The organism is Mesorhizobium sp. M0496, assembly GCF_040321205.1.
In the GTDB taxonomy this organism is placed as follows: domain Bacteria; phylum Pseudomonadota; class Alphaproteobacteria; order Rhizobiales; family Rhizobiaceae; genus Mesorhizobium.
In genome coordinates this window covers 23,985-47,043 of record NZ_JAMYRC010000013.1, presented here as the reverse complement: position 1 = coordinate 47,043, position 23,059 = coordinate 23,985, and the positions used below count along the sequence as shown (strand labels likewise).

General features: G+C 61.1%; 21 protein-coding genes. 12 read left to right on the top strand and 9 right to left on the bottom strand.

What is annotated here, in order from left to right:
* Window positions 1–134 precede the first annotated feature (134 nt).
* The 3 genes from NKI73_RS14085 to NKI73_RS14075 are packed head-to-tail and all read left to right on the top strand — an operon-like array spanning window position 135 to window position 2,450.
* Entirely contained in the window at window positions 135–1,550 is a 1,416-nt protein-coding gene (locus NKI73_RS14085; protein ID WP_352630560.1) for a tyrosine-type recombinase/integrase, read from the top strand.
* 43 nt (window positions 1,551–1,593) lie between these two features.
* Window positions 1,594–1,944, top strand: a complete 351-nt coding sequence (locus NKI73_RS14080; RefSeq protein ID WP_352630558.1) for an MbcA/ParS/Xre antitoxin family protein — start codon at window positions 1,594–1,596, stop codon at window positions 1,942–1,944.
* 8 nt (window positions 1,945–1,952) lie between these two features.
* Window positions 1,953–2,450, top strand: a complete 498-nt coding sequence (locus NKI73_RS14075; protein ID WP_352630556.1) for an RES family NAD+ phosphorylase — start codon at window positions 1,953–1,955, stop codon at window positions 2,448–2,450.
* Window positions 2,451–2,884: 434 nt separating this feature from the next.
* On the opposite strand, the gene NKI73_RS14070 is transcribed toward NKI73_RS14075, so the two are convergent.
* From NKI73_RS14070 to NKI73_RS14045, 6 genes are all read right to left on the bottom strand, one after another.
* Window positions 2,885–3,934, bottom strand: a complete 1,050-nt coding sequence (locus NKI73_RS14070; protein WP_352630554.1) for an L-idonate 5-dehydrogenase — start codon at window positions 3,932–3,934, stop codon at window positions 2,885–2,887.
* Entirely contained in the window at window positions 3,931–5,337 is a 1,407-nt protein-coding gene (locus NKI73_RS14065) for a TRAP transporter large permease (protein ID WP_352630552.1), read from the bottom strand. Before NKI73_RS14065 ends, NKI73_RS14070 begins: the two co-directional genes overlap by 4 nt.
* A gap of 3 nt (window positions 5,338–5,340) precedes the next feature.
* Window positions 5,341–5,913 (bottom strand): TRAP transporter small permease, encoded by a 573-nt coding sequence (locus NKI73_RS14060; RefSeq protein WP_352630551.1) that lies wholly within the window; start codon window positions 5,911–5,913, stop codon window positions 5,341–5,343.
* A 143-nt stretch (window positions 5,914–6,056) separates the two neighbouring features.
* Window positions 6,057–7,031: a sialic acid TRAP transporter substrate-binding protein SiaP gene (locus NKI73_RS14055; RefSeq protein ID WP_502905600.1), complete on the bottom strand. Its 975-nt coding sequence runs from the start codon at window positions 7,029–7,031 to the stop codon at window positions 6,057–6,059.
* A gap of 64 nt (window positions 7,032–7,095) precedes the next feature.
* Window positions 7,096–7,815: a FadR/GntR family transcriptional regulator gene (locus tag NKI73_RS14050; RefSeq protein ID WP_352630549.1), complete on the bottom strand. Its 720-nt coding sequence runs from the start codon at window positions 7,813–7,815 to the stop codon at window positions 7,096–7,098.
* A gap of 258 nt (window positions 7,816–8,073) precedes the next feature.
* Window positions 8,074–8,916, bottom strand: coding sequence for a beta-keto acid cleavage family enzyme (locus NKI73_RS14045; protein WP_352630548.1), 843 nt, complete (start codon window positions 8,914–8,916; stop codon window positions 8,074–8,076).
* Between the two features lie 96 nt (window positions 8,917–9,012).
* On the opposite strand from NKI73_RS14045, the gene NKI73_RS14040 reads away from it, so the two are divergent.
* The 9 genes from NKI73_RS14040 to NKI73_RS14000 all read left to right on the top strand — a co-directional run bounded on the left by NKI73_RS14040 (window position 9,013) and on the right by NKI73_RS14000 (window position 19,869).
* On the top strand, window positions 9,013–9,903 hold the full coding sequence (locus NKI73_RS14040; RefSeq protein ID WP_352630547.1) for a MurR/RpiR family transcriptional regulator: 891 nt from the start codon (window positions 9,013–9,015) through the stop codon (window positions 9,901–9,903).
* Between the two features lie 10 nt (window positions 9,904–9,913).
* Window positions 9,914–11,245 carry an aspartate aminotransferase family protein gene (locus NKI73_RS14035; RefSeq protein ID WP_352630545.1) on the top strand — a complete coding sequence of 444 codons (1,332 nt, stop codon included), beginning with the start codon at window positions 9,914–9,916 and terminating at the stop codon, window positions 11,243–11,245.
* 93 nt (window positions 11,246–11,338) lie between these two features.
* Entirely contained in the window at window positions 11,339–12,292 is a 954-nt protein-coding gene (locus NKI73_RS14030; RefSeq protein WP_352630543.1) for a TAXI family TRAP transporter solute-binding subunit, read from the top strand.
* A gap of 72 nt (window positions 12,293–12,364) precedes the next feature.
* Window positions 12,365–14,974, top strand: a complete 2,610-nt coding sequence (locus tag NKI73_RS14025) for a TRAP transporter permease (protein WP_352630541.1) — start codon at window positions 12,365–12,367, stop codon at window positions 14,972–14,974.
* Window positions 14,975–15,106: 132 nt separating this feature from the next.
* Entirely contained in the window at window positions 15,107–15,775 is a 669-nt protein-coding gene (locus tag NKI73_RS14020) for a TetR/AcrR family transcriptional regulator (RefSeq protein WP_352630539.1), read from the top strand.
* Between the two features lie 114 nt (window positions 15,776–15,889).
* Window positions 15,890–16,753, top strand: a complete 864-nt coding sequence (locus NKI73_RS14015; RefSeq protein ID WP_352630536.1) for a TauD/TfdA dioxygenase family protein — start codon at window positions 15,890–15,892, stop codon at window positions 16,751–16,753.
* A 24-nt stretch (window positions 16,754–16,777) separates the two neighbouring features.
* The gene (locus NKI73_RS14010) at window positions 16,778–17,725 is read left to right on the top strand and encodes a carbohydrate ABC transporter permease (protein ID WP_352630534.1); all 948 of its coding nucleotides are present in this window, start codon (window positions 16,778–16,780) and stop codon (window positions 17,723–17,725) included.
* Window positions 17,715–18,551, top strand: a complete 837-nt coding sequence (locus tag NKI73_RS14005; RefSeq protein ID WP_352630532.1) for a carbohydrate ABC transporter permease — start codon at window positions 17,715–17,717, stop codon at window positions 18,549–18,551. Before NKI73_RS14010 ends, NKI73_RS14005 begins: the two co-directional genes overlap by 11 nt.
* A 40-nt stretch (window positions 18,552–18,591) precedes the next feature.
* Complete coding sequence (locus NKI73_RS14000) at window positions 18,592–19,869, top strand: ABC transporter substrate-binding protein (RefSeq protein WP_352630529.1); 1,278 nt, start codon at window positions 18,592–18,594, stop codon at window positions 19,867–19,869.
* Window positions 19,870–20,244: 375 nt separating this feature from the next.
* On the opposite strand, the gene NKI73_RS13995 is transcribed toward NKI73_RS14000, so the two are convergent.
* From NKI73_RS13995 to NKI73_RS13985, 3 genes are read right to left on the bottom strand one after another with little or no spacing between them, the layout of a single operon-like run.
* On the bottom strand, window positions 20,245–21,270 hold the full coding sequence (locus NKI73_RS13995; protein WP_352630527.1) for an ABC transporter ATP-binding protein: 1,026 nt from the start codon (window positions 21,268–21,270) through the stop codon (window positions 20,245–20,247).
* Between the two features lie 12 nt (window positions 21,271–21,282).
* Window positions 21,283–22,125, bottom strand: coding sequence for a carbohydrate ABC transporter permease (locus tag NKI73_RS13990; RefSeq protein WP_352630525.1), 843 nt, complete (start codon window positions 22,123–22,125; stop codon window positions 21,283–21,285).
* Window positions 22,122–23,051, bottom strand: a complete 930-nt coding sequence (locus NKI73_RS13985; RefSeq protein ID WP_352630523.1) for a carbohydrate ABC transporter permease — start codon at window positions 23,049–23,051, stop codon at window positions 22,122–22,124. Before NKI73_RS13985 ends, NKI73_RS13990 begins: the two co-directional genes overlap by 4 nt.
* Window positions 23,052–23,059 lie beyond the last annotated feature (8 nt).

Below are 23,059 nucleotides of genomic sequence, written 5' to 3'. Positions count from 1 at the left end.
GCTACAGTATCCAAATCTCCTATTAAACCAATATGATACGGCGCATCACGTCGCCGGGCATATCCATTTTTTGCCTTGAGCTTGCTCCCATTTGGTTGCACTATGGTTGCAACGTGGAGGACCCTGGAGGCAAGATGCCCAAGCTTAGCAAACGCGCAATCGAGAGCCTTCGGTCAGATGGCACCAAGACAGGAACCCTTTACTGGGATACCGAGCTCAGAGGGTTCGGCGTCAGAGTGTTCCCATCCGGGCGAAAGACATTTGTGGTCAAGTTCCGCACCCACAGTGGACGCCAGCGATGGCTGAAGATTGGCGCCTATGGTCCACTGACCGCGGAGCGCGCACGTGACCTTGCGAAGATCGAGCTGGCCAAGGTCGTGGAAGGCAAGGATCCGGCGACGCTTCGGCACGAGTTGCGAAATGCGATGTCCGTCTCTCAGCTCTGCGAGCTCTACATGGAGGCCGCCTCGGCCGGCCTGGTTCTTGGCCGCAAGGGACTCCCCAAGAAAGACAGCACGCTGTCAACGGATCGTTCCCGCATTGAGGCGCATATCAAGCCTCTGCTGGGACAGCTCAAGGCCAGAGCGGTTACGCGAATGGACATGGAGCTGTTCAAGACAGGCGTCGTAACCGGAAAGACCGTCAGAGACGAAAAACTCGGGCCACGGCGTCGGTCGATCGTGAAAGGCGGCAAGGGTGCGCTGACTCGCACACTAGGGCTTCTTGGTGCGATCTTTGCCTGGGGCATCGATAGTGGGCATGTCGAGCAGAATCCGGTGCGCGGTGTGCGTCGTTTTGCGGATGCGCAGAAGAAGGCACTCCTAACCGGCGATCAGTATCGCGCGCTGGCAGAGGCCCTTCATACACTTGAGCAGAAACGCGATCGCCACGGCGCACCTAGGCACAGCCAGATTGGAATCGCTGCCATTCGCTTCATTGCGCTGAGCGGTGTCCGACGTGGCGAATGTCAACAATTGCGCTGGGACGAGGTAGATTCTCTGGGAACTTGTCTCGCCCTTGGCGAGACCAAGACCGGACCATCCTTGCGGCCGCTCAGCCAGGCTGCATTTGCGATGATCGACAGTTTGGAGCCGATTTCGGACTACGTGTTTGCCGCCGGGCCTGAGCAAGCGGGTTACCAGGGGCTACCTGGCCTCTGGGAGATGGTTCAAAAAACGGCACGCCTTTCGGCTGAGGCAGCTGCGGCCGGGTGCCGTGACGAAAAGCTTCCCGTGGTCGGACCGCTCGATGCCGTGACTTTGCATAGTTTGCGCCATAGCTTCGCGGGCGTTGCGGAACAGCTCGGGGCTACGATTCCGACGATTGCCGCGATGCTGGGGCATCGGCTCAGCGGGGTGACCGGCGGCTATATTCTGAAACGCGTGGATAGCTTGCTGATCGATGCGGCGAACGGAGTGGGCGACCACATCGCTGCGCTGATGCGTGGCGAGGCACCATCCGCACGGGTGATACAGTTTCGTCCCAGAGGCAGGAACGCAGGCTCAAAGGCGGCAGCGAGACTGCCGGCCATTGAATGCCGCCAGATTTGACGCTATATTGCGTCATACATGCGTCAATCATAGGAAGCAGCTGATGGGCCTAGTTCAATATTCCGACAATGGGTTTTTCGCGCCGCGCAAGATCGCGGAGGCTCTCCGCACGACCAGCGAGGAGGTTGCGAGGACCGCAGGCCTCGGCAAGGACGCCGTCCAGCGTAAGGACCGCGTTCGGTCGGACAAAACCCAGCGCCGGCTGCGCGAAATGGTGGAGATCGTCAATAAGGTCGAGCCGCGCTTCGGCTCGGCGCTCATGGCCTATGCATGGTATCGGTCCGAACCGTTGCCCGGCTTTTCCGGGCAGACGGCCATGCAACTGGTCCGTGGCGGTCGGGCTGACGAGGTGCTCGACTATATCGACGCCGTCGATGCCGGCATCCACGCCTGACCCGGTGAATGCAGTATCGAGGCAAGCTTTATCGGGCGCTAAACCCCATTTACGCGCGTGCGTCGCTTTCGGGTCGCGGTGCTGAGCTTTACGGCGGTCGATTCAATCCGAAGGGCACTCCCGCACTCTATACATCGCTTTCCGTGATCACTGCGCTGCGGGAAGCAAATCAGGTCGGCAATTTGCAGCCGACCACGCTAGTCTCCTACGATGCAGACATCGAGCAGGTCTTCGACAGCCGGGACGAACAGGCGCTTTTGGCCGAGAGTGTCGATGCCGGCGCGCTTGCCGATAGCTCCTGGCGCGACCAGATGAAGGCGACCGGTGAGGCAGTGACGCAGGCATTTGCCCGAAGACTGATCGGCCTTGGCTATCACGGATTACTCGTCAGGAGCTTTGCGCTGGGCGCGACCGCGGACGATGTCAATCTCGTGCTCTGGACGTGGGGACATGCCCCGCCCTCTCGCCTGACCCTTGTCGACGATGAGGGTCGGCTGTCGCGGTGATTTGGTACGCTGCCCGGAAGATCGGTCTCCTCGGCGGCATTCACAAAGCGCACCTGGATAGGCATGGAATTCTTGCAGCGCGTGGAAAGTTCCCGGAAGACAGCGAGCATCTTGTTCAGGGCTTCGAACGTGCCGCGAGACTTGATGGATACAGGAAGTAGATCGTCAGTTCTTGCCCGGCTTCGAAGGTGCCGCCAGAAAATGGCGGTCGTGCGAGTGCACGCTGCCCTCATATCGCGACAGCGCTGTGATCGGCATCTCGTTTATGGCGATGTCGAACTCGCCAGCACCAGAAGGTTCGGCGGGTCGAAGAGGTCAGAGCCAGCCGTGCCCTCTCGCCGCCCACCCCGCAATTCTTCTCGAACTCGTCGTCGTGGCCTCATCAGACCGTTCTTGGTCCCTCAGCGCGTCTTGCACAATCAGGCTCGCCTCTATCATTCCGCGGTCAGCATGACCTTGACGCTCTGTGAGCGGTCGGCGGCGAGACGGAAAGCATCGGGGGCGGAGGACAGGGCGTGCTCGGCGGTCACGAGCTTGAGGACGTCCACGTCGCCCCGCACGATGAGATCGACAGCCCGGCCGAACTCGGCGCCGAAGCGGAAAGTGCCTTTGAGATCGATCTCCTTGGCCATCACCGCGTTGGCCGGCAGCGGAATCTGGCCGCCTGGAAGGTTGCCAACCTGGACAACCGTGCCGCCGCGCCGGACGCTGGCGATCGCTGCGGCAAGGCCCGCCGCGGTGCCTGAAACCTCGAACGCCACGTCGAGCGACCTGTCGGCGGCGAGCGCCTGGAGCTCGGCGTCGTCGCCGGAAAGGTCGATCGTCCTGTCTGCGCCAAACCGGCGGGCGAAGGCGAGCGGGGCGGCTGATATGTCGGCAACAGTGAGCTCGCCGCAGCCGCCAAGCCTGGCCGCGAGCATGGTCAAGAGACCGATGGGGCCGGCACCGAACAGGATGACGTTGCGGCCCTTGATGTCGCCGGCCCGCGCGACGGCATGCAGGCTGACCGCCAGTGGCTCGGCAAGTGCGGCGGCCTGGTAGGCCACATCAAGTGGAACCTTGAAACATTGCGCGGGGGTGGCGTCGAACAGACTGGCGAACCCGCCCTGCATATGCGGCGTCTTCGATGCCGAACCCATGAAATAGATGTTTTTGCAGAGATTGGCGCGGCCTTCGAGGCATCGCGCGCAATGCCCGCACCAGCGCGACGGATTGATCGCGACGTGGTCGCCGACGCTGAGGCCAGGTGCCGCACCGTGGATCTCGACGATCTCGCCAGCGATTTCGTGACCAAGGATCAGCGGCGAAGTAACGACGAAATCGCCGGTGCGGGCGTGGCGGAAATAATGCAGGTCGGAGCCGCAAATTCCGCCCGCGCCAAAGCGCACCCGCACCATCCCTGGCGCCAGCGGGCCGAGCGGATGTTCCACGACACGCAGGTCTTGCGGGCCGAACAATGTCGCCGCGATCGCCTGGCCGCTCACCGGATCAGTCCCATCTCAGTCGGCAGCCAGAGCGTGATGGCCGGTATGAAGGTGATCAGAAGCAACGCCACGATAAGCGGCACCAGCCACGGCAGGATCGCCATGGTGGTGCGTTCGACCGAGAGTTTGGCGACGCGCGACAACACGAACAGCACCATGCCGAGCGGCGGGTGCAAAAGCCCGATCATCAGGTTTAGCGTCATGATCAACCCGAAATGCACCGGGTTGATACCGTAGACGGCGGCCACCGGCAGCAGGATCGGCACCAGAATGGTGATCGCGGCGATCGTATCGAGAAAGCAGCCGACCACCAGCATGAGGATGTTGACCAGGATCAGGAAGACCCACTTATTTTCGGTGAGCGCGAAGATGAAGTTCGAAAACAGCTGTGCCGCCTGGCTGACGGTGAGCAGCCAGGCGAAGATCGATGCGGCGGTAACGATGAACAGTACCGACGCCGTCGTCTCGATCGTGTCGAAGCTGGCCTTGGCGAGCAACCGCAGCGTCATCGTACGGTAGCGCACCAGCCCAAGAAAAAGCGACCAGATCACGGCCGCCATGGCCGCTTCGGTCGGCGTGAACCAGCCCATCGTCATGCCGCCGATCAGGATGACCGGTGTCATCAGCGCCATGACCGCGGAGAAGTCAAAATACCAGTCGGCCACGATCAGCACCAGCAGCGCGATACCGACCGCGATGTTGATCGACAGGCCAAGCTGCACGAGCACATAGCAGGCAACCGGAAAGGCAGCCACCACCAGCACCTCGCCCGCCGCTTCGGCCAGCCGCCGAAACTCGAAGGGCGTATCGGAGCCCCAGCCACGCCTGTAGGCGAAGATGGCGACCGTGATCATCATCAGCACGGTCATGACCACGCCAGGCAGGATGCCGGCCATGAACAGCGCGCCGATCGAGACATTGGCCATCATGCCGTAGATGACGAAGGGCAGCGAGGGCGGGAAGATCGGCCCGAGCGTCGCGGAAGCGGCGGTGACCCCGACCGCGGCGTCGATCGGGTAGCCATGATCCTTCATCGCCTTGATCTCGATGGTGCCGATGCCGGCGGCGTCGGCGAGCGCGGTGCCCGACATGCCGGAAAAGATCACCGATCCGATAATGTTGACCTGCGCCAGGCCGCCCTTCATCCAGCCGACCAGGGCAAGGGCGAAGGAATAGATGCGCCCGGTGACGCCGGCGATGTTCATGAGGTTGCCGGCCAGGATGAAGAAGGGAACGGCGAGCAGCGGAAAGCTCTCCACCCCGGCAATCATGCGCTGGGCTGCGATGATATCGGGCGCGACGCCGTAGATGACGAGGTAAAGGATCGAGGCGGCCGCCGTCGAAACGGCGACCGGCACGCCAATGAGCATCAGGACAATGAAACCTCCGACCAGAAGCAGCATCGCTCAGACCCCTGCCGTCTCGAACGCACCAGGACGCTCGAGCACTGAGTAGCCGCGCCTGTAATTGCCGATAAAGACCTGGATCGAGCGCAGAAGCATCAGTACGAAGCCGGCCAGGACGGCGTAGAAGAACCAGCGCCGCGGCAGGTTCACGGTGACCATGCGCTCATGCGCCACGATCGTGACGTAGCGCCACATCAGCCAGGATCCGTAGGCGAAGAATGCGATGCGGATAACATCGACGGCGAGTGCCAGCCAGCGGCCGGCCCGTTCCGGCAGATAGTGATAGAGCACGTCGACATGGATATGGCGCGAAAGGCGCACGCACATGGCGGCGCCGAGAAAGACGACGACGACGAGCGCGTTGATGGCGATCTCCTCGGTCCAGGCAAGACTGTTGTTGAGCGCATAGCGGGTGAAGAACTGCAGGAAGACACAGACGACCATGCCCCAGAACACGGCTAGCGTGATCCAGTCCTCGATGCCGTGGTCCGACAGGTCGACGTGTACCGGCACCTCCTCGAAGGCATGGGCGATCTCTTCGACGGTGATCTCGGTGTGGTGTTCCTCGGCCATCGCGCGGGCTCCCGAAGCTGGTGGGTCGTCAAGGATTGGAAAGGCCGTCCGGCACAACGTGAAGCCGGACGGATGGGCAGGCTAAAGCAGCGAATCCGATTGCCGCTCTATCCTCGTTGATGAGCATCCGATTTCCCGCTGCCCTATTTGATGGCGCGGATCGCTTCCCAATCAGCCTTGTTGTAGCCGAACTCCTCGAAGCTGACCTTCTCCAGCACATTCTTCTCGAAATCGGCACTGTCGACATCCGTCACGCTGATGCCGCGGTCCTTGAATACCTGCACCAGGTCCTTTTCTCGGGCGACGATCTTTGCCGTGGCGCGGGCGGCGGCCTCCTGCATCACCTCCGTGAAGATCTTCTTGTCCTCATCGGAAAGCGAGGCCCAGCGCGACGCTGATACGATGGTATTGAGATGATCGACGATGTGGCCGGTGAGCACGATGTTCTTCTGCACCTCGTAGAACTTCTTTGCCTCAATGGTGGTCAACGGGTTCTCCTGGGCCTCGACCGTGCCGTTCTGCAGCGCCAGATAGACCTCGGCGAAGGCAATCGGCGCGGTGTTGGCACCGCAGGCACGGGGCATGGCGAGATAGGCCGGCACGTCGGGAACACGCATTTTTAGGCCTTGCATGTCGGAGCATTTGGCGATCGGCCGGTTCGAGGTGGTCTGCCGCGTGCCATAATAAGTGGTGGCAGCGATGTGATTGCCGGTCTTGTCCTCGTAGCCCTTGGTCAGGGCCTTGTAGACGTCGCTCTTGGTGTATTTCAGCAAATGGTCGGCATCACGGAAAGTATAGGGGAAATAGGTGACGCCGATCGGCGGATATTCGCGCGCCGCGAAGCTCGATCCGGAAATGATGATATCGACAGTGCCGAGCATCAGGCCCTGGTTGATGTCTGCTTCCTTGCCGAGCTGGGAGGCCGGATAGACATCGATTGTGTAGCGGCCCTGGGTGCGCTTCTTGATCTCGTCGGCTGCCCAGACGGACTCGGTATGGAAGGGTTCCGACGTCTCGTAGACATGGGCCCATTTCAGCACCGTTTGAGCCGAGGCCGAAGCCATCGGCATAACGATCGCGGCGATCACACCCAGCAGAACTGCGTATTTTCTCAGCATCCAAATTCCTCCCTGTGGTCGTGTTGGCTATCTGGCTCCCCCGCCCGATTGCTAATCCAACTCTCTATTGCGTAACCTCCTTGGCTACGGATCTTTCATCGAAATTGCGTGAGAACCTGATCTGCGACTGGCGCAGATGATGCTGCATGGCAGCCTTCGCACGCTCGGGATCGCGCGCCGCAATCGCATCGCGCACTGCACGATGCTCCCCAGCGGCGATTTGCCAGGAATCCTTGTTCTCGAAATAGGTGGAGAGGCGTTCGAAGTAAGGGTTCATGCGCTGGTCGAACAGCTCGCCGATGAAGCGCACCAGCACGGCGTTTTCGAGAATGCCCGCCACGGCCGTGTGGAATTCCCGGTCAAGCGCGATGGTCATTTTGTTCGGGTGGCGCATGGCCTCCATCCGGCGCAGCACGTCATCCAGCAGCTTGAGATCGGCCGGCCGAATATGGAGAGCAGCTTCGGCGGCGATCGCGCCTTCGACGAATTCGCGCGCGCGCAATAGCTCGAACGGACCTTCGTCCGTTGCCGCTTCGGATGCGGCCGTGTTCGGCGGATCCGTGACGTAGATGCCGGAGCCGACGCGGATGCGGATGCGACCTTCGACTTCCAGTGCGATCAATGCTTCGCGCACTGTCGGACGAGAGATTCCCAATTGGTCGGCCAAATCCCGCTCGGTCGGCAGACGGTCGCCGACGGCGAACTCGCCGGAGTCGATCAGCTGCCTGAGCTGATCGGCGACCTGTCGATAGAGCCGACGCGGTTCAACGGCCTGGATCGGCATATCAGCCTAATCCTCTCTTCAGATATCGCTATGCCGATTGGCATATTGGTCTGACCTATTGACCGGAGCCTACACTGAGGATTGGGTGAGTCAAGAGCGACCAACAGCAGGTTGTTCATCGGATAATTTCGATGCTGAAGAACCATTCCGAGACCGATTCGAGCTGACGTCATATTTCCCGCCAACGGCGCAGCACCATTCGCAACATCGCAGATCACGTTGCCAATGATGTTTGATTACAAAAATTGGCCATTCCGCTCAGCGAAATGAGGCCAGCCATTTCGCCGCCAGTTCTGCGGCCGACGCGATCCTGATGCCGCAATCCGCAATTATCCGTGCTGTCGCCACTACGAGTTCAGCGTTAGACGCGGCTATGCCGCCGTTCGGGAGAAAAAGATTGTTTTCAAAGCCAACCCGGACATGGCCGCCAAGCAGGGCGGCCGCCATCACGCAAGCGGCTTCGTTGCGGCCAAAGGCGCAGACACTCCAATGAGTGAAGCGCGGCTTCTCCGGAGCGAGAAATGGCAGAAGGTCGGAGGGAGAAGAAATCTGCCCCTGCGTGTAGCGACCCAGAACATAAAGCACCGGCACGTCTGGCCAGGGGATAAGTCCGCGCTGCTGCAAGTTGGACAGCCTGACGGCCTCCTCGGGGGAATAGAGGATGATCTGTGGGGAAATCTGCTCGGCACGCAACCAGGCCATGAAGCTTGCAAATTCTGGTTCTGATGCGGAATCCGGAACGATTTCGCGAAGCGCGAGGGAAACCGCTTGCGGCCTCACGTCCCGCACGACGGCCATCTGTTCGGCTGGCGCATAGATGCCGAGCGCCTCGGATGTGATTTGAACCATCAGCCTGTTGCCAACGGCACCGCGAATGGCGGCGATCGCCTGGCGATACACATCGGCATCGAGGAGATGTTTGCCGTCTCGATCACGGACATGGACATGAATCATGGCGGCACCGGCTTCGGCGCATTCGGCACCTGTGCGGGCCAGCTCGGCCGATGTCAGTGGGATTGCCGGATGGTCAGCCTTTGTGCGACGGCCACCGTTCGGTGCAACGGCAATAGTGATCGGGCCGAGATTATTGGTGAGGCTCAATGAGGGATACCGAACATTATAAGATTCATATGGATCAGTAATTCATCATATTGAAACATGTGTTGCAATCACTGATCTGCCGCGCTAGCAATACCCATGGACCGGGGAGAGCTTGAAGGACAGATCATCGATGCGTTCGACGGGATGTCGGCGCAGCTTCGGTCCGCGGCACGGTACGTCCTTGACAGGCCGCATGATGTCGCACTGCTGTCCATGCGCGAGCAGGCCAAGCACGCTGGTGTCCAGCCGGCGACCATGACGCGACTGGCCCAGCGTCTCGGCCTCGATGGCTACGAGACGGTGCGCGAGATCTACGCCACCGCGATCCGGGGTGGCGAGATCGGGTTTGCCGGCAAGGCCGGCATCCAGGTCGCCAGTCAAAAGCACAAGGGCGATCATGCGCTGGCCGGCGACATCATGCGTTCAATTTCCAGTCAGGTTGCCTACTTGGCCGAAAGCAAATCGATCGACCGGCTGGTGGCAATCGCCAAGGCGCTGACCGCGGCAAAGCGCGTCTACTGCCTCGGACTGCGATCAAGCCACGCGGTCGCCTGGCATCTTCACTATATCCTGTCGCTGATCGGCGAAAAGTCGGTCCTGCTGCATGGCATCGGCGGAACGGATGGCGACGCGCTCGGTCATGCGACGGGCGACGACGTTCTTGTCGCGGCCAGTGTGCTGCCCTACACGCGATTCACGATCGAGCTGGCCGAGTTTGCCGCGGGACGGGGCGTGCCCATCATTGCAATCACCGACAGCGAGGTAGCGCCGCTGGCGCAACTGGCCGATCATCTGGTCATAGTACCGACAAGCAGTCCGTCCTTTTTTCACACCATGACGCCGGCCTTCATCGTGTCGGAAGTCCTCGGCGCTCTTGTCGCGGGACAGGCAGGGGAGAGTGCTGTCGATGCGCTGCGCCGCTTCGATGAACAGGGCGCCGCCCTCAACACCCATTTGAATCAACGTCCGCCGAAGAAAGTGCTCTGAGAAACAGTCCATGACACACATCCTCCATCGAGCCATCCATTCGACGCTCCCAGTCGCGGTCCGGGGCAAGGGCATCGAACTGTTCGATGCCGAGGGCAAGTCCTACATAGACGCATCAGGCAGTGCGGCCGTCTCCTGCCTCGGCCATGGTCATCCCGACGTGATCGCCGCGCTCCATTCCCAGCTTGACCGCATTGCCTACGCCCATACCGGCTTCTTCACCACAGAGGTGGCGGAGCAATTGGCGGATCGGCTGGTCGAGGACGCGCCTTCAGGGCTCGACCACGTCTATCTGGTCAGCGGCGGCTCGGAAGCGATCGAGGCCGCGCTCAAGATGGCCAGGCAATATTTCGTCGAGAAGGGCGAGCCGCAACGGCGCCATATCATCGCCCGCCGACAGAGCTATCACGGCAACACGCTCGGCGCTCTCGCCACCGGCGGTAACGAGTGGCGGCGCGCCCAGTTCAAGCCGTTGCTGATCGAGACCCATCACATCGATCCCTGCTACGCCTACCGCTGCCAGCAGGAAGGCGAAAGCGACGAAACCTATGCGGCGCGCGCGGCCCAGCAACTGGAAGACAAGATCCTCGAACTTGGCGCCAACGAAGTCATCGCCTTCGTCGCCGAGCCTGTCGTAGGCGCCACGCTGGGTGCCGTGCCGCCCGTCGGCGATTACTTCAAGCGCATTCGCACCGTCTGCGACCGCTACGGCGTCCTGCTTATCCTGGATGAAGTCATGTGCGGCATGGGCCGCACCGGCACCCTGCATGCTTGCGAGCAGGACGGCATCGCTCCCGACCTTTTGACCATCGCCAAGGGCCTCGGAGGCGGCTATCAGCCAATCGGCGCGGTTCTGTTGGGCAGGCATATCTTCGACGCTTTCGCCAATGGCACCGGCTTCTTCCAGCATGGGCATACCTATATGGGCCACCCGATGGCGGCGGCGGCCGGTCTTGCTGTGCAGGAGGTGATCCGTCGCGATGGCCTGCTCGACAGCGTCAAGGCGATGGGGACGCGGCTGGACGAGCGCCTGCGCCAGCGTTTCGACAACCATCATCATGTCGGCGACATTCGCGGGCGCGGCCTGTTTCAGGGCGTCGAGCTTGTGATCGATCGTGCAACCAAGGAGCCCTTCGATCCCAAGCTCAAGCTCCATGCCCGCATCAAAAAGGAGGCGATGGCCCGTGGGCTGATGGTCTATCCGATGGGCGGCACGCTCGACGGTGTTCGCGGCGATCATGTGCTGATTGCGCCGCCCTTCATCATCACCGAACCGGATATCGACAGGATCGTCGAGCGGCTTGGCGACGCGGTCGATGCGGCACTTGCATCGGCAATGTGAAATGCGCGCCGCAGGACCATCAGTCAACTTCAAAGCGTCACCGGCGCAAGGCCGGGACAACCCACCAGAGAGGTAACAACCATGCATAGTTCAATGAAAACACTGATTGGCGTCGCAGCCAGCATGCTGCTGGCGCTGCCGTCGAACGCGGCCGAGCAGCGCTTCGTCACCATCGGCACTGGTGGGGTCACCGGCGTCTACTACGCGGTCGGTGGGGCCATCTGCCGGCTGATGAACAAGGATCGCAAGGAGACCGGCATTCGCTGCTCGACAGAATCGACGGGGGGTTCGGTCTTCAACGTGAACTCTATCCAGACCGGCGATCTCGATTTCGGGCTGACACAGTCCGACGTGCAGTATCAGGCCTACAACGGTGCCGGGAATTTCGACGGCAAGCCGTTCAAGGATCTGCGGGCGGTGTTCTCGGTTCATCCCGAGCCATTCACCGTGCTGGCGAGGCCCGATGCCGGCGTCACCAAATTCGAGGATTTCAAGGGCAAGCGCTTCAATGTCGGCAATCCTGGTTCCGGCACGCGCTCGTCGATGGAGGAATTGCTAAAGCAGATGGGCTGGACGCTCGGCGACTTTTCGCTGGCCGCGGAACTGAAGGCGGATGAGCAAGGCAGCGCGCTCTGCGATAACAAGATCGACGGCTTCTTCTACGGCGTCGGACATCCTTCCGCTGCGATCCAGGACCCGACAACGGCCTGCGGCGCCAAGCTCATTGCGCTGACCGGGCCAGCCGTGGACGCCCTGGTGGCCGCGCATCCCTACTATTCGGTCGCCACCATCAAAGGCGGCATGTACGCCAACAATCCGGACGACGTGACGACGTTCGGCGTCCGCGCCACCGTGGTGACGAACGCCAATACGCCTGACGACGTGGTCTATGAGATGGTGAAGGCGATCTTCGGGAATTTCGACGACTTTAAAAAGCTGCATCCGGCCTTCGCCAATCTCGATCCCAAGGAGATGATCAAGGCTGGTCTGTCGGCGCCGCTGCATCCGGGCGCGGAGCGCTACTACAAGGAAAAGGGCTGGCTGTAAGCGCGCCAACGCGAGGCGCCGACGGGCGCCTCGCGTTGCAATCATAAGAGACGAAAATGAGCGTGGGGAACGATGACAGATCAAAGCCAGCGGGTGGAAACGCCTGACCAACCCGTTATCGACATCGACAAGCTCAACGAGATCGTCGCCGAGGCCGACACTGGCGGGCGCAAGCCGACCGGCCTCACGGCGAAGCTGATCCTCGGCGTGTCGCTGGCGTGGTCGTTGTTCCAGCTCTGGTATGCATCGCCCATTCCCTTCCTGGTCAATTTCGGCGTCGTCAGCGACGGCATCGCACGATCGATCCACCTTGCCTTCGCGCTGTTCCTGGCAATGCTGACGTTTCCTGCCTTCAAGGCATCGTCGCGCAGCCGCGTGCCGCTGCCCGATTGGGTACTCGGCATCGCTGGCGCCGCGGCAGCTCTGTATCTGGTGGCCTTCTACAAGGATATTGCCCAGCGGCCTGGTCTTCCCACCACTGTTGATCTCATCGTCTCGATCGTCGGCGTCCTCATCCTGCTCGAAGCCGCCCGCCGTGCCGTTGGGCCGGCCATCACTGTCATCGCGGCTATCATGCTGGCCTATATCTTCGCCGGTCCCTATCTGCCCGGATTGCTCGGTCACAAGGGCGCCACCTTGCCGCGCGCGGCCTCGCAGATGTGGCTGACATCCGAAGGCGTGTTCGGCGTCGCCCTCGGTGTTTCGACCAACGTCGTCTTCATGTTCGTGCTGTTTGGCACCCTGCTCGAGCGCGCCGGCGCCGGCGGCTTCTTCATCCAGCTTGCCTTCTCGCTGCTTGGCAAGTACCGCGGCGGGCCCGCCAAGGCTGGAGTGGTGGCCTCCGGCCTGACCGGCATGATCTCGGGGTCATCGATTGCAAATGTGGTGACGACCGGAACCTTCACCATCCCACTGATGCGAAGGGTCGGATATACGGCGGTGAAGGCCGGCGCCATCGAATGCGCGGCCGGCGTCAACGGCCAGTTGATGCCTCCGGTGATGGGCGCCGCCGCGTTTCTGATCGCGGAATATGTCGGCATTTCCTACGCCGAGGTGGTCAAGCATGCCTTCTATCCCGCACTGCTGACCTACGGCTCACTGTTCTACATCGTCGACATCGAGGCGATGAAGATGGGGCTGAAGGGCCTGCCGTCAAGAAGTACAAATACTGCATTTCAGGGTGTGGTTCGCGGCTTGATGGGCGTGTGCGGTTTCATCATCCTCGCAGGTCTCGTCTACTACGGGATTGGCTGGACGAAGATTGTGTTTGGCGCGGCCGCGACCTGGATGATCAGTGCCGCACTTGTCGCCACCTATGTGGGGCTTGTTGCCTACCGCGCCCGCCATCCCGATCTGCCGCTCGAAGACCTGGACGGTGAAATCGTCAGGATTCCCCACTTCGGCGAGACGGCGCGCACTGGCCTGCATTTTCTGCTGCCGGTGATCTTGCTGATCTGGTGTCTGATGGTGGAGGAACTTTCGCCCGGCCTTTCCGCATTCTGGGGCGTCGTCGCTCTGATGGCGCTGATCATCACCCAGCGTCCGCTAACCGCCTTCTTTCGCAAAGACCACAAATTGGCGTCGCATTGGCGTCACGGCCTCGACGATTTGGTCGGTGGGCTGGCTGCCGCCGCGCGCAACATGACGACGGTCGGCATCGCTACCGCCACCGCCGGTATCATCGTCGGCACCGTCCTGCTCACCGGCATCGGCCTGGTGATGACGGAACTGGTCGAATTCATCTCGGGCGGCAGCTTCATCGTCATGCTTTTGTTCACTGCGGTGATCTGTATCATCCTTGGGATGGGTATGCCGACGACCGCGAGCTACGTTGTCGTTGCCACCCTGATGGCGCCGGTCATTGTCGATCTGGCGGCCCAGAATGACCTCGCCGTGCCGCTGGTCGCGGTCCACATGTTCGTGTTCTATTTCGGGCTGATGGCGGACGTGACGCCACCAGTCGGCCTTGCTGCCTATGCGGCGGCGGCAATTTCCGGGGCCGACCCGGTCAAGACGGGGTTGCAGGGCTTCAAATATGAGATCCGGACCGGCCTTTTGCCCTTCATCTTCATCTTCAACACCGGTCTGTTGATGATCGACCTGGAAGGGCCGTTCGACTTCGTCGCCATGGTGGTGACGTCCACATCGGCGATGGTCTCCTTTGTCGCTGCGACGCAGAACTGGCTGCTGATCCGCAACCGCTGGTACGAGACGGTCGCGCTGCTTCTGGTCTGCTTCACGCTGTTCAGGCCGGGCTTCCTCCTTGATCAGGTGAGTGAACCATATAAGGCAATACCCGCCTCTGAACTCGGCCATGTTGTCGACCAAACAGCCGACGGAGGCGCTATTCGCTTGCGCCTGACGACATTGAATCTCAACGGCGACGAGATATCGAAGCTGGTGAGGCTGCAACTCGGGCCTGGCAATTCATCCACGGAGCGCCTCAAGGCTGCAGGATTGGATGTCAGCGCGCTTGGCGACAGCGTAACGGTGGGCGTCGTGCGGCTGGGCAGCCAGGCGGCCAAATTCGGCCTGCAACCCGGCGACGAGATCAATCAGGTGCTGGTGCCCGCCGAGCGACCGTCGCGCTACTGGTTTGCCGTTCCGGCGATATTGCTGCTCGGGCTGATCTTCTGGGCTCAAAGGCGGCGAAAGGGGACGGTTGCCTGTGAGCCTCTGTGAGATCCATGTACGACGCGTCCATCCCATGACATTGTGACAGTGGGGCGCACGCCGCGTTTCGTGCCCAGCTGCGGGCCGCTTAAGGTCGGTCCGTATACTGATTTCGCGACGGCGAGCGGCATGGAGTTTGGAATGGATATGAGAACCAACACTTTAGAACCTCCCGGTGACGAGGCGCATTCTACCCGCAGCAAGATCAAAGAGATCGCGGCCGAGTTCTATGTCCTGCGCGGCCACGACGGTTTCAGCTTCGGCGATATAGCGACGGCGATTGGCACGACACGAGCCAACATCCACCATCACTTCGGCAACAAGCGTCAATTGATGGAGGAGTTGATCGCCGACTTCGCCACGAACGCCGAGACCCGGATCAGGCGCTTCTGGACGACGCCCGACGTCCGGTTCTTCGACCGGCTCGATATGCAGCTCGAGGATCTTCGCCACTTCTATAAACGTTTCAACGCTGAGGACGGAGCCCGTAACATGTGGAGCCCGCTGTCACGCTTGCGCCACGATCTCCCAGTCCTCGGCGAACCGGCGGAACATGCCCTGGAGCGGGTCAACCGGGTCTATGAACAGAGCCTGCGCCATGCGGTGGACCAGGCTGTGGAGGACGGAGACCTCTCCGCCGACACACTCAGGGACGAACTCGTGCACATGCTGCGCACCACACTTCTGTCCTGCCCACCGATGACTCAGGACACCGGAAGCTTTGATGAGGTCGCCAGGACCTTCGCCGTACTGGCGGCCATCATTCGCGCAGCCTGGCAGGATGCGAGGAAAGGCTCGCGTCGAGGCTAGAAGCCAAGAAATCAAAAACGAGGGCGAGTTGACAACTGTTGACGCCGGAGGTACTTACTTACAGGTAAGTCAGCCATCGTTCAGTGGCGACAAGGCGCGTACAGGGAGGTCCAGGTGCTGCGTGATGACGAATTCACCCGTTTCGAGATCAATCCCTTTACCGGAGCACTGGGTGCGGAAATCCGCGGAATCGATTTGGCGAGTGCGAGTGAGGACGCCTTCGCGGACGTCCGCCGAGCGCTCTACAAATACCACGTCCTCGCCGTTCGCGGTCAGGAGCTTGATCCAGTTGGTGTTCATAAGGTCGCCCGCCGCTTCGGCCCGTTCAGCGGCAATCCGGTGCACAAGCCGATCGACGGCTTCGAGGATGTCGTTCGCTTCGTGCGTGAACCGGACGACAAGGGCAAGGTGATCGGCGAGGATTGGCATATGGACCTCGCCTGGCTTGCCAAGCCGCCGGGCATCACGATGCTCTACGGTGAAGAGGTGCCGCCGGTTGGCGGCGACACCTGCTTTTCCAGTCTCGAAAAAGCCTACGATTCGCTGTCACCGCAGCTCGTCGAAATCCTGCGAGGACTAACTGGCGTCCATAGCGGCCGCGGTGTCTTCGCGATCAACGCGGCGCATAGCCGGCTCGGCGTGAAGTCCGATGTCGAGGCGATCGAGAATGCCGTCGTGGAGCACCCGGTGATCTGCCGGCACCCCGAGACAGGCCGGCGCTATGTCTTCGTCAGCAGTGTCATGACCAACTTCAAGGGGATGACGGAGGACGAAAGCAAACCGATGATCGACTTCCTGATGGCGCGGGCAGTTCGGCCCGAGTTCAACTGCAGGCTGCGTTGGGAACCGAAGACGCTTGGGATGTGGAACAATCCCCACGTCCTTCACACAGCCATCAACGATTATCCCGGATACCGCCGGGTGATGTACAGAACGACGGTGGAGGGCACCGTTCCACTTGCCGCCACGGACGGCTGACGCGCAACCGCTCAGGGAGGAGCAATGGCATTTGGTTCCGAGGCGTCCGCCGGCTACAGGGGGGAAGGGGCGGCGGAAGCGGCTGGCGAGACCAAGAGGCGGCGCTTCGCGTTTTCGCCTGCCTATCTCTATGCGACGCCCGTGCACCTCCTGGTGCTTGGGATCATCGTGCTGCCCGCCATCTTCGTCCTGTGGCTGAGTTTCGAGGCCTCGTCATTCGGCCAATCGGCAACCTTCGTTGGGCTCGATAACTATATCCGCGTCCTCACCGATCCATATTTTTGGGGTTCGATCTGGAACACGGTCCTCGTCGTCGCCGTGGCAGTTCATATCGAACTGCTACTCGGCCTCGGCCTGGCTCTGCTTTTCGCCTCCGGGCTTCCCTTCCAGCGTGTCATGCTCGTCGTGGTGCTCGCTCCCTACGCTATCAGCGAGGTGACGGCGGTCGCAATGTGGCGCTTCCTGTTCGATCCAGACGTCGGGCCGATCACGCTGATGCTGCGATACGCCGGGCTGCCGACGCTCGACTGGACGTTCATCCCTTCCCATGGCCTCATCCTCGTCGGACTGCTGACAATCTGGCTGCACTTGCCATTCACATTTATCATTCTCTACGCGGCACGGCTCGCGGTTCCGAAGGAGCTATACGAGGCTGGGCGTACCGACGGAGCCAATGCGTTCCAGCTCTTCCGCAACATCACGCTACCGCTTCTGACGCCAGCGATGCTGATTGCGCTGCTCTTCCGCTACATCTTCGCCTTCCGCCTCTTTTCCGAGGTCTGGCTCCTGACCCAGGGCGGCCCGGCGCGCACGACCGAGGTCGTTTCCGTTTATCTCTATCAGGAAGGCTTCCGCTACAACGCGTTCGGCACGGCGGCCGCGACGGCGTGGATGATGGTCGTGATCTCGCTGCTGCTTGCGACTGGCTATGTATGGCGGCTGCGCAAGGAATCCGTGGCCAATGCGTTCTAAGCGTCTCGCCATCGGTGCCGGAAAGACGCTCGCTGTTGCGGCAATCGTCGTCTGGTCACTGTTTCCGATCGGCTTCATCGTGCTCTCGTCGTTCAAACCCGGTCGCGAGATTTTCGCGGTTCCACCAGAGCTCTTCTTCGAACCGACCTTCGAGCACTACGCCTCGCTGTGGCGGCGCTGGCCGTCCTTTTTCGACGGGCTCGTCAACAGCCTGATCATCACCACCGGGGCAACGGCGCTTGCCGTCATGGCAAGTTTGCTCGCTGGTTTCGCCTATTCACGCTATCGGGGCGTCCGTTTCCTGGAAGGATCGGTGATGTTTCTGATCGGATCGCGGCTGATCCCGCCGATTGTCGTGACGCTGCCACTGTTCCCGGTCGTCAATCGGCTCGGGCTCAACGACACCCATCTGGTGCTGATCCTGCTTTACGCGACATTCTTCGTCTCGCTCGGTACGCTTTTGATGCGGACGTTCATCGATCAAGTGCCGCGCGAACTCGACGAGGCGGCTGTCCTCGACGGCGCGCGGCCGCTGACGATCCTTGTGAAGATCATCTTGCCGCTCGTAGCGCCCGGCATGCTCGCCGTCGCCGTCTTCGTCGTCGTCTTCGCGTGGAACGAGTTTCTATTCGCCTATATTTTCACCGCCAACCACGCCAAGACCGCGCCTCTGGTCCTTTCAGAGATGATCAGCTCGATCGATGGCGTTGACTGGGGCGTGCTCTTTGCAGCCTCTACCGTCCAATTGCTGCCGGTTCTCGTCTTCGTGGTCCTGATGAACCGGTTTCTTGTCGCCGGGCTGACCGCTGGCGCGACCAAGGGGTGACGAGGTCACCAAGAAAGGGAGGAAGACAATGCCTTTGCACATGACACGCAGAGCCCTGCTGACGACCGCGATGGCTGCCGGCGCGACGGGCGCATTGAGTCGGTTGGCCCATGCTCAGGTAAAGACGCTGAACGTGCTTTGCCATCGCGTCCACCAAACCAACTTGACGACCGGCGCCGCCGGCAATGTCATCAAGCCTTGGGAGGACAAGAACAACGCCCAGATCTCCTGGACGACGCTCGACAGCAATCCGCTCCAGGACCGGTTATTCCGGGAGGCGAGCCTGAGCGAGACCGATTTCAACGTCGGCTATGTCATCGACAACCGCATGACATCGCAGATCGCCTCGCTCTTCGAGCCGCTCGACGACCTCCGGAAAGTCGAGCCGATCGAGGATTTCGACGATATTGCCGAGGGGCTGCGCCAGTCGATGACCGTAGGCGGCAAGCTCGTCGGCATCCCGGTGCGTCACGCCACGCAGGGGCTGTTCTACAACGAGGAGCTGCTTCAGGAGGTCGGCATTTCGGCCCCGCCGAAGACCTTGGAGGAATTGGTCGAGCAGGCGAAGAAGCTGACCTTCACTTCGAAGTCCGGCACGCCGGTCGTCGGCATGATTCTCGCGAGCGACCTCGCCGTCTTCCCCGTCATGTTCGCCCGCGCCTTCGGCGGCGATTTCATCGACAAGCAGTTCCAGGTCGTCCCCAATCCGGAGGCGATGGAAGAAGGCCTGTCCGTGCTCGCCGACCTCTTCCAGGCCGGTGCGCTCCCGCGCAGCTACGCCACGACGCGCAACGACGACATGGTGACATGGATGCAGCAGGAACGCGCGGCCTTCGCCGTGCTGCCGTTTGCCCGCTATGCGCAGCTCAACAATAAGGAGCAGTCGACGGCGCCGGGAAAGATCAAGGCGATCGAGTTCCCCGGCTCGAAGACGCTTGGCGACGATCAAGAGATGCACACGGTCGTCGAATCCTGGGCGATGGCGATCCCCGCTAACGTAGAGGACAAGAAGCTTTCCTGGAGCTACATCCGTTTCGTGTCGAGCAAGGCGGCGACGCTCGGCATGGCACGGAATGGCAACGGCCCTGTCCGCGTCTCGACCTATACCGACCCATCGTTCACAGAGTCACAGCCGCAGGCGAAGGTCGAGGCCGCCGCCCTCGCCAATGCGAGATCGGCCTTCCCGGCTTTTCCCGAAGCCGCCCGCGCACAGTCGACGTTCCTCGAGGAAGTGCAGCTCGCCGTTCTCGGACGCAAGAGCCCGAAGGAGGCGGTCGCCGCCATTATCGAACGTGTCAAGCCGTTGATGCCGGCATGATCACTACCAGTGCCCGCCGACTGGCTCTTGGCTAGCGGAGACGAGCTGCTCCCTTCACTAGCTTCCGCTTGGAGGGACTTCATCGCCCGGAAACAGCCAGCCGTCGCGATGCATGAGGCATGGTCAGGCTCCTTGTTGAAGAAGCCCGTGATGCTCTGCCGCTGCCGAACCACCCTCAATGCGAGCGACGTCCGGTTCGTGATCTCTACCTCATCCCACGCGCCCATCCCCGCAGCGGGTTCGTTCAGCGTCGCCAACGCAGCCGGCGCGCCAAGTGGAGCAAGCGGACTTCTTCGCGGAGCGCATTCGCGAGACCGACATTGCTGCTGTGGAGATTTGAATGCTGGTGTTTCGTTCCGCCGGCCCCGCCGCCTTTCACAATGCCCGACCGTCCTCGTCAAAGAAGTGCAGCGTGCCCGGTCGAGCCGTCAGACCTACGCAACTTCCGATCTCAAGCGGATTTCTTTCGTCACTCATGACGTGACAGGAGGTCCGGTCAGGCAATTCAATGTGGATAAGTGTCACTGCTCCCGTGTATTCTGTAAGGGTCACCTTTCCGTTGAGCTTGGCTCTTTCGGACGCTGTCAACGTCAGGTGTTCTGGGCGGACGCCAAGTGATCCAGCGGTTTCGGGTACTCTGAGCTCCGGCGACAATGCCGAAGCGAGTGCGGCCGGCAGGATATTCATCCTCGGGCTGCCGATGAACTGCGCCACGAAAAGATTGCTTGGACTGTCATAAAGCTCTCGCGGCGAGCCGACCTGCTCAATCTTGCCGTCGCGCAGCACGACGATCTTGTCCGCCAAGGTCATCGCCTCGATCTGATCGTGAGTGACATAGATCATTGTAGTGGCAAGGCGGCGGTGGAGTGCTGCGATTTCGGAACGCATGTGGACACGCAGCTCCGCGTCGAGGTTGGACAGAGGTTCGTCGAACAGAAAGACGTCCGGATTGCCGACGATGGCCCTGCCGATGGCAACCCGCTGGCGTTGGCCTCCCGACAGTTGGCGCGGATATCGGTCGAGCAACAGCTCGAGTTTCAGGATGGCGGCCGCCTCCGCGACCCGCTGGACGCGCTCCTCGGCGGGCACTTTGCGCACCTTGAGGCCGAAGCCCATATTGTCGCGGACGGTCAGATGCGGATAGAGCGCATAGGATTGGAACACCATAGCCACGCCGCGTTTGGCGGCGGGCACTTCGTTGACGATCCGGTCACCGATCCTGAGTTCGCCCTCGCTGATGTGTTCGAGGCCGGATATCAGGCGCAACAAGGTAGACTTGCCACATCCCGAAGGGCCAACAAAGACGACGAACTCGCCGTCGTCGATTTCGAGGTCGACGCCACGAATGGCCTCGGTGGCGCCGAATCGTTTGCGGATGTCCTTCAGCAGAACCCTGGTCATAGCAGATTTTCCTTATCCCTTGACGCCTGAGAGGGCGAAGCTCTCGATGATCTGGCGCTGGGCGATCAAGTAGACGATGAGGATCGGAACGACGGCCAGGCTGGTTGCGGCAAGCTGGAGGTTCCAGAGCGGCAGTCCATAGCTGTCATTGAAGTTGGACAGGGCGAGCGGCAAGGTGAACTTCTCTAGCGAACTGAGGAAGATCAGCGGTTCGAGGAAGAGGTTCCACGAATGCAGGAAGGTGATGATCGCAACCGCCGCAAGCGCCGGGCGCGACATCGGCAGGGCAATCTTCCACCATACGCCGAAGCGCGACAGGCCATCCATCTTGCCGGCCTCCTCCAGTTCTTTCGGCAAGGCCAGGAAGAACTGGCGCATCAGGAACGTCGCCACCACGCCCTGCGGGCCGAAGACGGGCAGCAGGATGAGCGGCCAGTGGGTGTCGATCATGCCGAGCGTCCTGATCAGAAAGAAGTTCGGGATGATGGTAACTTCCTCCGGCACCATCAGCGCCATGACGAGGAACAGCATCAGAAGCCCGGCGCCGGCGAAGCGCATGCGAGCCAGGGCGTAGCCCGCCAGCGACGAAATGAACAGGGTCAGCGCGGTCACCGTGAAGGCGATGTAGAGAGAGTTGAAGTACTGTCTTGCGAAAGGCTGATACCTGAAAACCTCGGCGAAATTCCCGAAGCGCCAGACACGCGGGACAAGAGTGGGCGACCCGAAGATCTCGGTCGTGCTCTTGAAACCGCCCGAAATCATCCAGAGGAAGGGGAAGACGAAAGGCACCGCAAGCAACAGGAGAGCGATCGTCCAGCATATGCGGTAGAGGGTTTCGGTCTGTCGCGAGGTCATTCCATTTCCCTCCGACGCAACATCACCTGCACCAGGACCAGCGCCATGACGATGACGAACATGATCATGGCGAGCGCGGCCGCATAGCCGACATTGAAGAACTTGAAGCCCTGCTGGTAAATGTAGAAGGCTAGCACGAGCGTTCCGTTTTCCGGTCCGCCGCCGGTCATCTGATAGATGTGATCGAACACCTTGAACGAGCCGATTGTCGTGAGCACCATGATGACGAGCGTCGTCGGCGCCAGCATCGGCCAGGTGATCATGCGGAATATCTGCCAGCGCGACGCACCCTCCAGGGTCGCGGCCTCCTCATAGTCGCGCGGGATCGCCTGCAATGCCGCGATGTACAGAATCATGTTGAGGCCGACCATCTTGATGACGCGCGTCACGATCACTGCGGCCATCGCCCAATTGGGCTCGCGCAACCAGTTCGGCCCGTCGATGCCAAACCAGCCGAGCAGCAGGTTCACCGCGCCACCTTCGCCCTGGAGCATGAATTTCCAAACGATCGCCCAGGCTATTGCCGACGTGACGACCGGCGCAAAGAAGATGGTGCGAAAGAACACGACACCGCGGAACGGCCTCGACAACGCTAGCGCCAGCATCAGCGCAAGCGCCATGTTCAGAGGAACCAGACCGAGGGCGAAGACCACCGAATTGCGCACGACATGCCAGAAGTCCGGATTCTGAAACAGCACGTTCTGGAAATTGCGCAGGCCGACGAACGTGGATTGCTGGCTAAGCAGGTTCCATTCGGTCATCGAATAGTAGACGATGGCGATCAGCGGCCCGAGGAAGAAGATCAGGAAACCGACGAAGGTCGGGCTGACGAAAAGCCATGCCTCCAGCGTCTCGCGATATTTCAGACTCAGCCACGGCGCGCGGTGATCACGCGCCATGGTGTCCCGATATGCCTGCTTCGCCATCGGCAGGC

Coding starts and splice junctions, on each gene's coding strand:
- NKI73_RS14030 (WP_352630543.1), top strand. CDS start 11,339: ATGAAAACACTGATTGGCGTCGCAGCCAGCATGCTGCTGGCGCTGCCG.
- NKI73_RS14055 (WP_502905600.1), bottom strand. CDS start 7,031: ATGCTGAGAAAATACGCAGTTCTGCTGGGTGTGATCGCCGCGATCGTT.
- NKI73_RS14050 (WP_352630549.1), bottom strand. CDS start 7,815: ATGCCGATCCAGGCCGTTGAACCGCGTCGGCTCTATCGACAGGTCGCC.
- NKI73_RS14060 (WP_352630551.1), bottom strand. CDS start 5,913: ATGGCCGAGGAACACCACACCGAGATCACCGTCGAAGAGATCGCCCAT.
- NKI73_RS14080 (WP_352630558.1), top strand. CDS start 1,594: ATGGGCCTAGTTCAATATTCCGACAATGGGTTTTTCGCGCCGCGCAAG.
- NKI73_RS14075 (WP_352630556.1), top strand. CDS start 1,953: ATGCAGTATCGAGGCAAGCTTTATCGGGCGCTAAACCCCATTTACGCG.
- NKI73_RS14040 (WP_352630547.1), top strand. CDS start 9,013: ATGGACCGGGGAGAGCTTGAAGGACAGATCATCGATGCGTTCGACGGG.
- NKI73_RS14025 (WP_352630541.1), top strand. CDS start 12,365: ATGACAGATCAAAGCCAGCGGGTGGAAACGCCTGACCAACCCGTTATC.
- NKI73_RS14065 (WP_352630552.1), bottom strand. CDS start 5,337: ATGCTGCTTCTGGTCGGAGGTTTCATTGTCCTGATGCTCATTGGCGTG.
- NKI73_RS14085 (WP_352630560.1), top strand. CDS start 135: ATGCCCAAGCTTAGCAAACGCGCAATCGAGAGCCTTCGGTCAGATGGC.
- NKI73_RS14005 (WP_352630532.1), top strand. CDS start 17,715: ATGCGTTCTAAGCGTCTCGCCATCGGTGCCGGAAAGACGCTCGCTGTT.
- NKI73_RS13995 (WP_352630527.1), bottom strand. CDS start 21,270: ATGACCAGGGTTCTGCTGAAGGACATCCGCAAACGATTCGGCGCCACC.
- NKI73_RS13990 (WP_352630525.1), bottom strand. CDS start 22,125: ATGACCTCGCGACAGACCGAAACCCTCTACCGCATATGCTGGACGATC.
- NKI73_RS13985 (WP_352630523.1), bottom strand. CDS start 23,051: ATGGCGAAGCAGGCATATCGGGACACCATGGCGCGTGATCACCGCGCG.
- NKI73_RS14020 (WP_352630539.1), top strand. CDS start 15,107: ATGGATATGAGAACCAACACTTTAGAACCTCCCGGTGACGAGGCGCAT.
- NKI73_RS14010 (WP_352630534.1), top strand. CDS start 16,778: ATGGCATTTGGTTCCGAGGCGTCCGCCGGCTACAGGGGGGAAGGGGCG.
- NKI73_RS14035 (WP_352630545.1), top strand. CDS start 9,914: ATGACACACATCCTCCATCGAGCCATCCATTCGACGCTCCCAGTCGCG.
- NKI73_RS14000 (WP_352630529.1), top strand. CDS start 18,592: ATGACACGCAGAGCCCTGCTGACGACCGCGATGGCTGCCGGCGCGACG.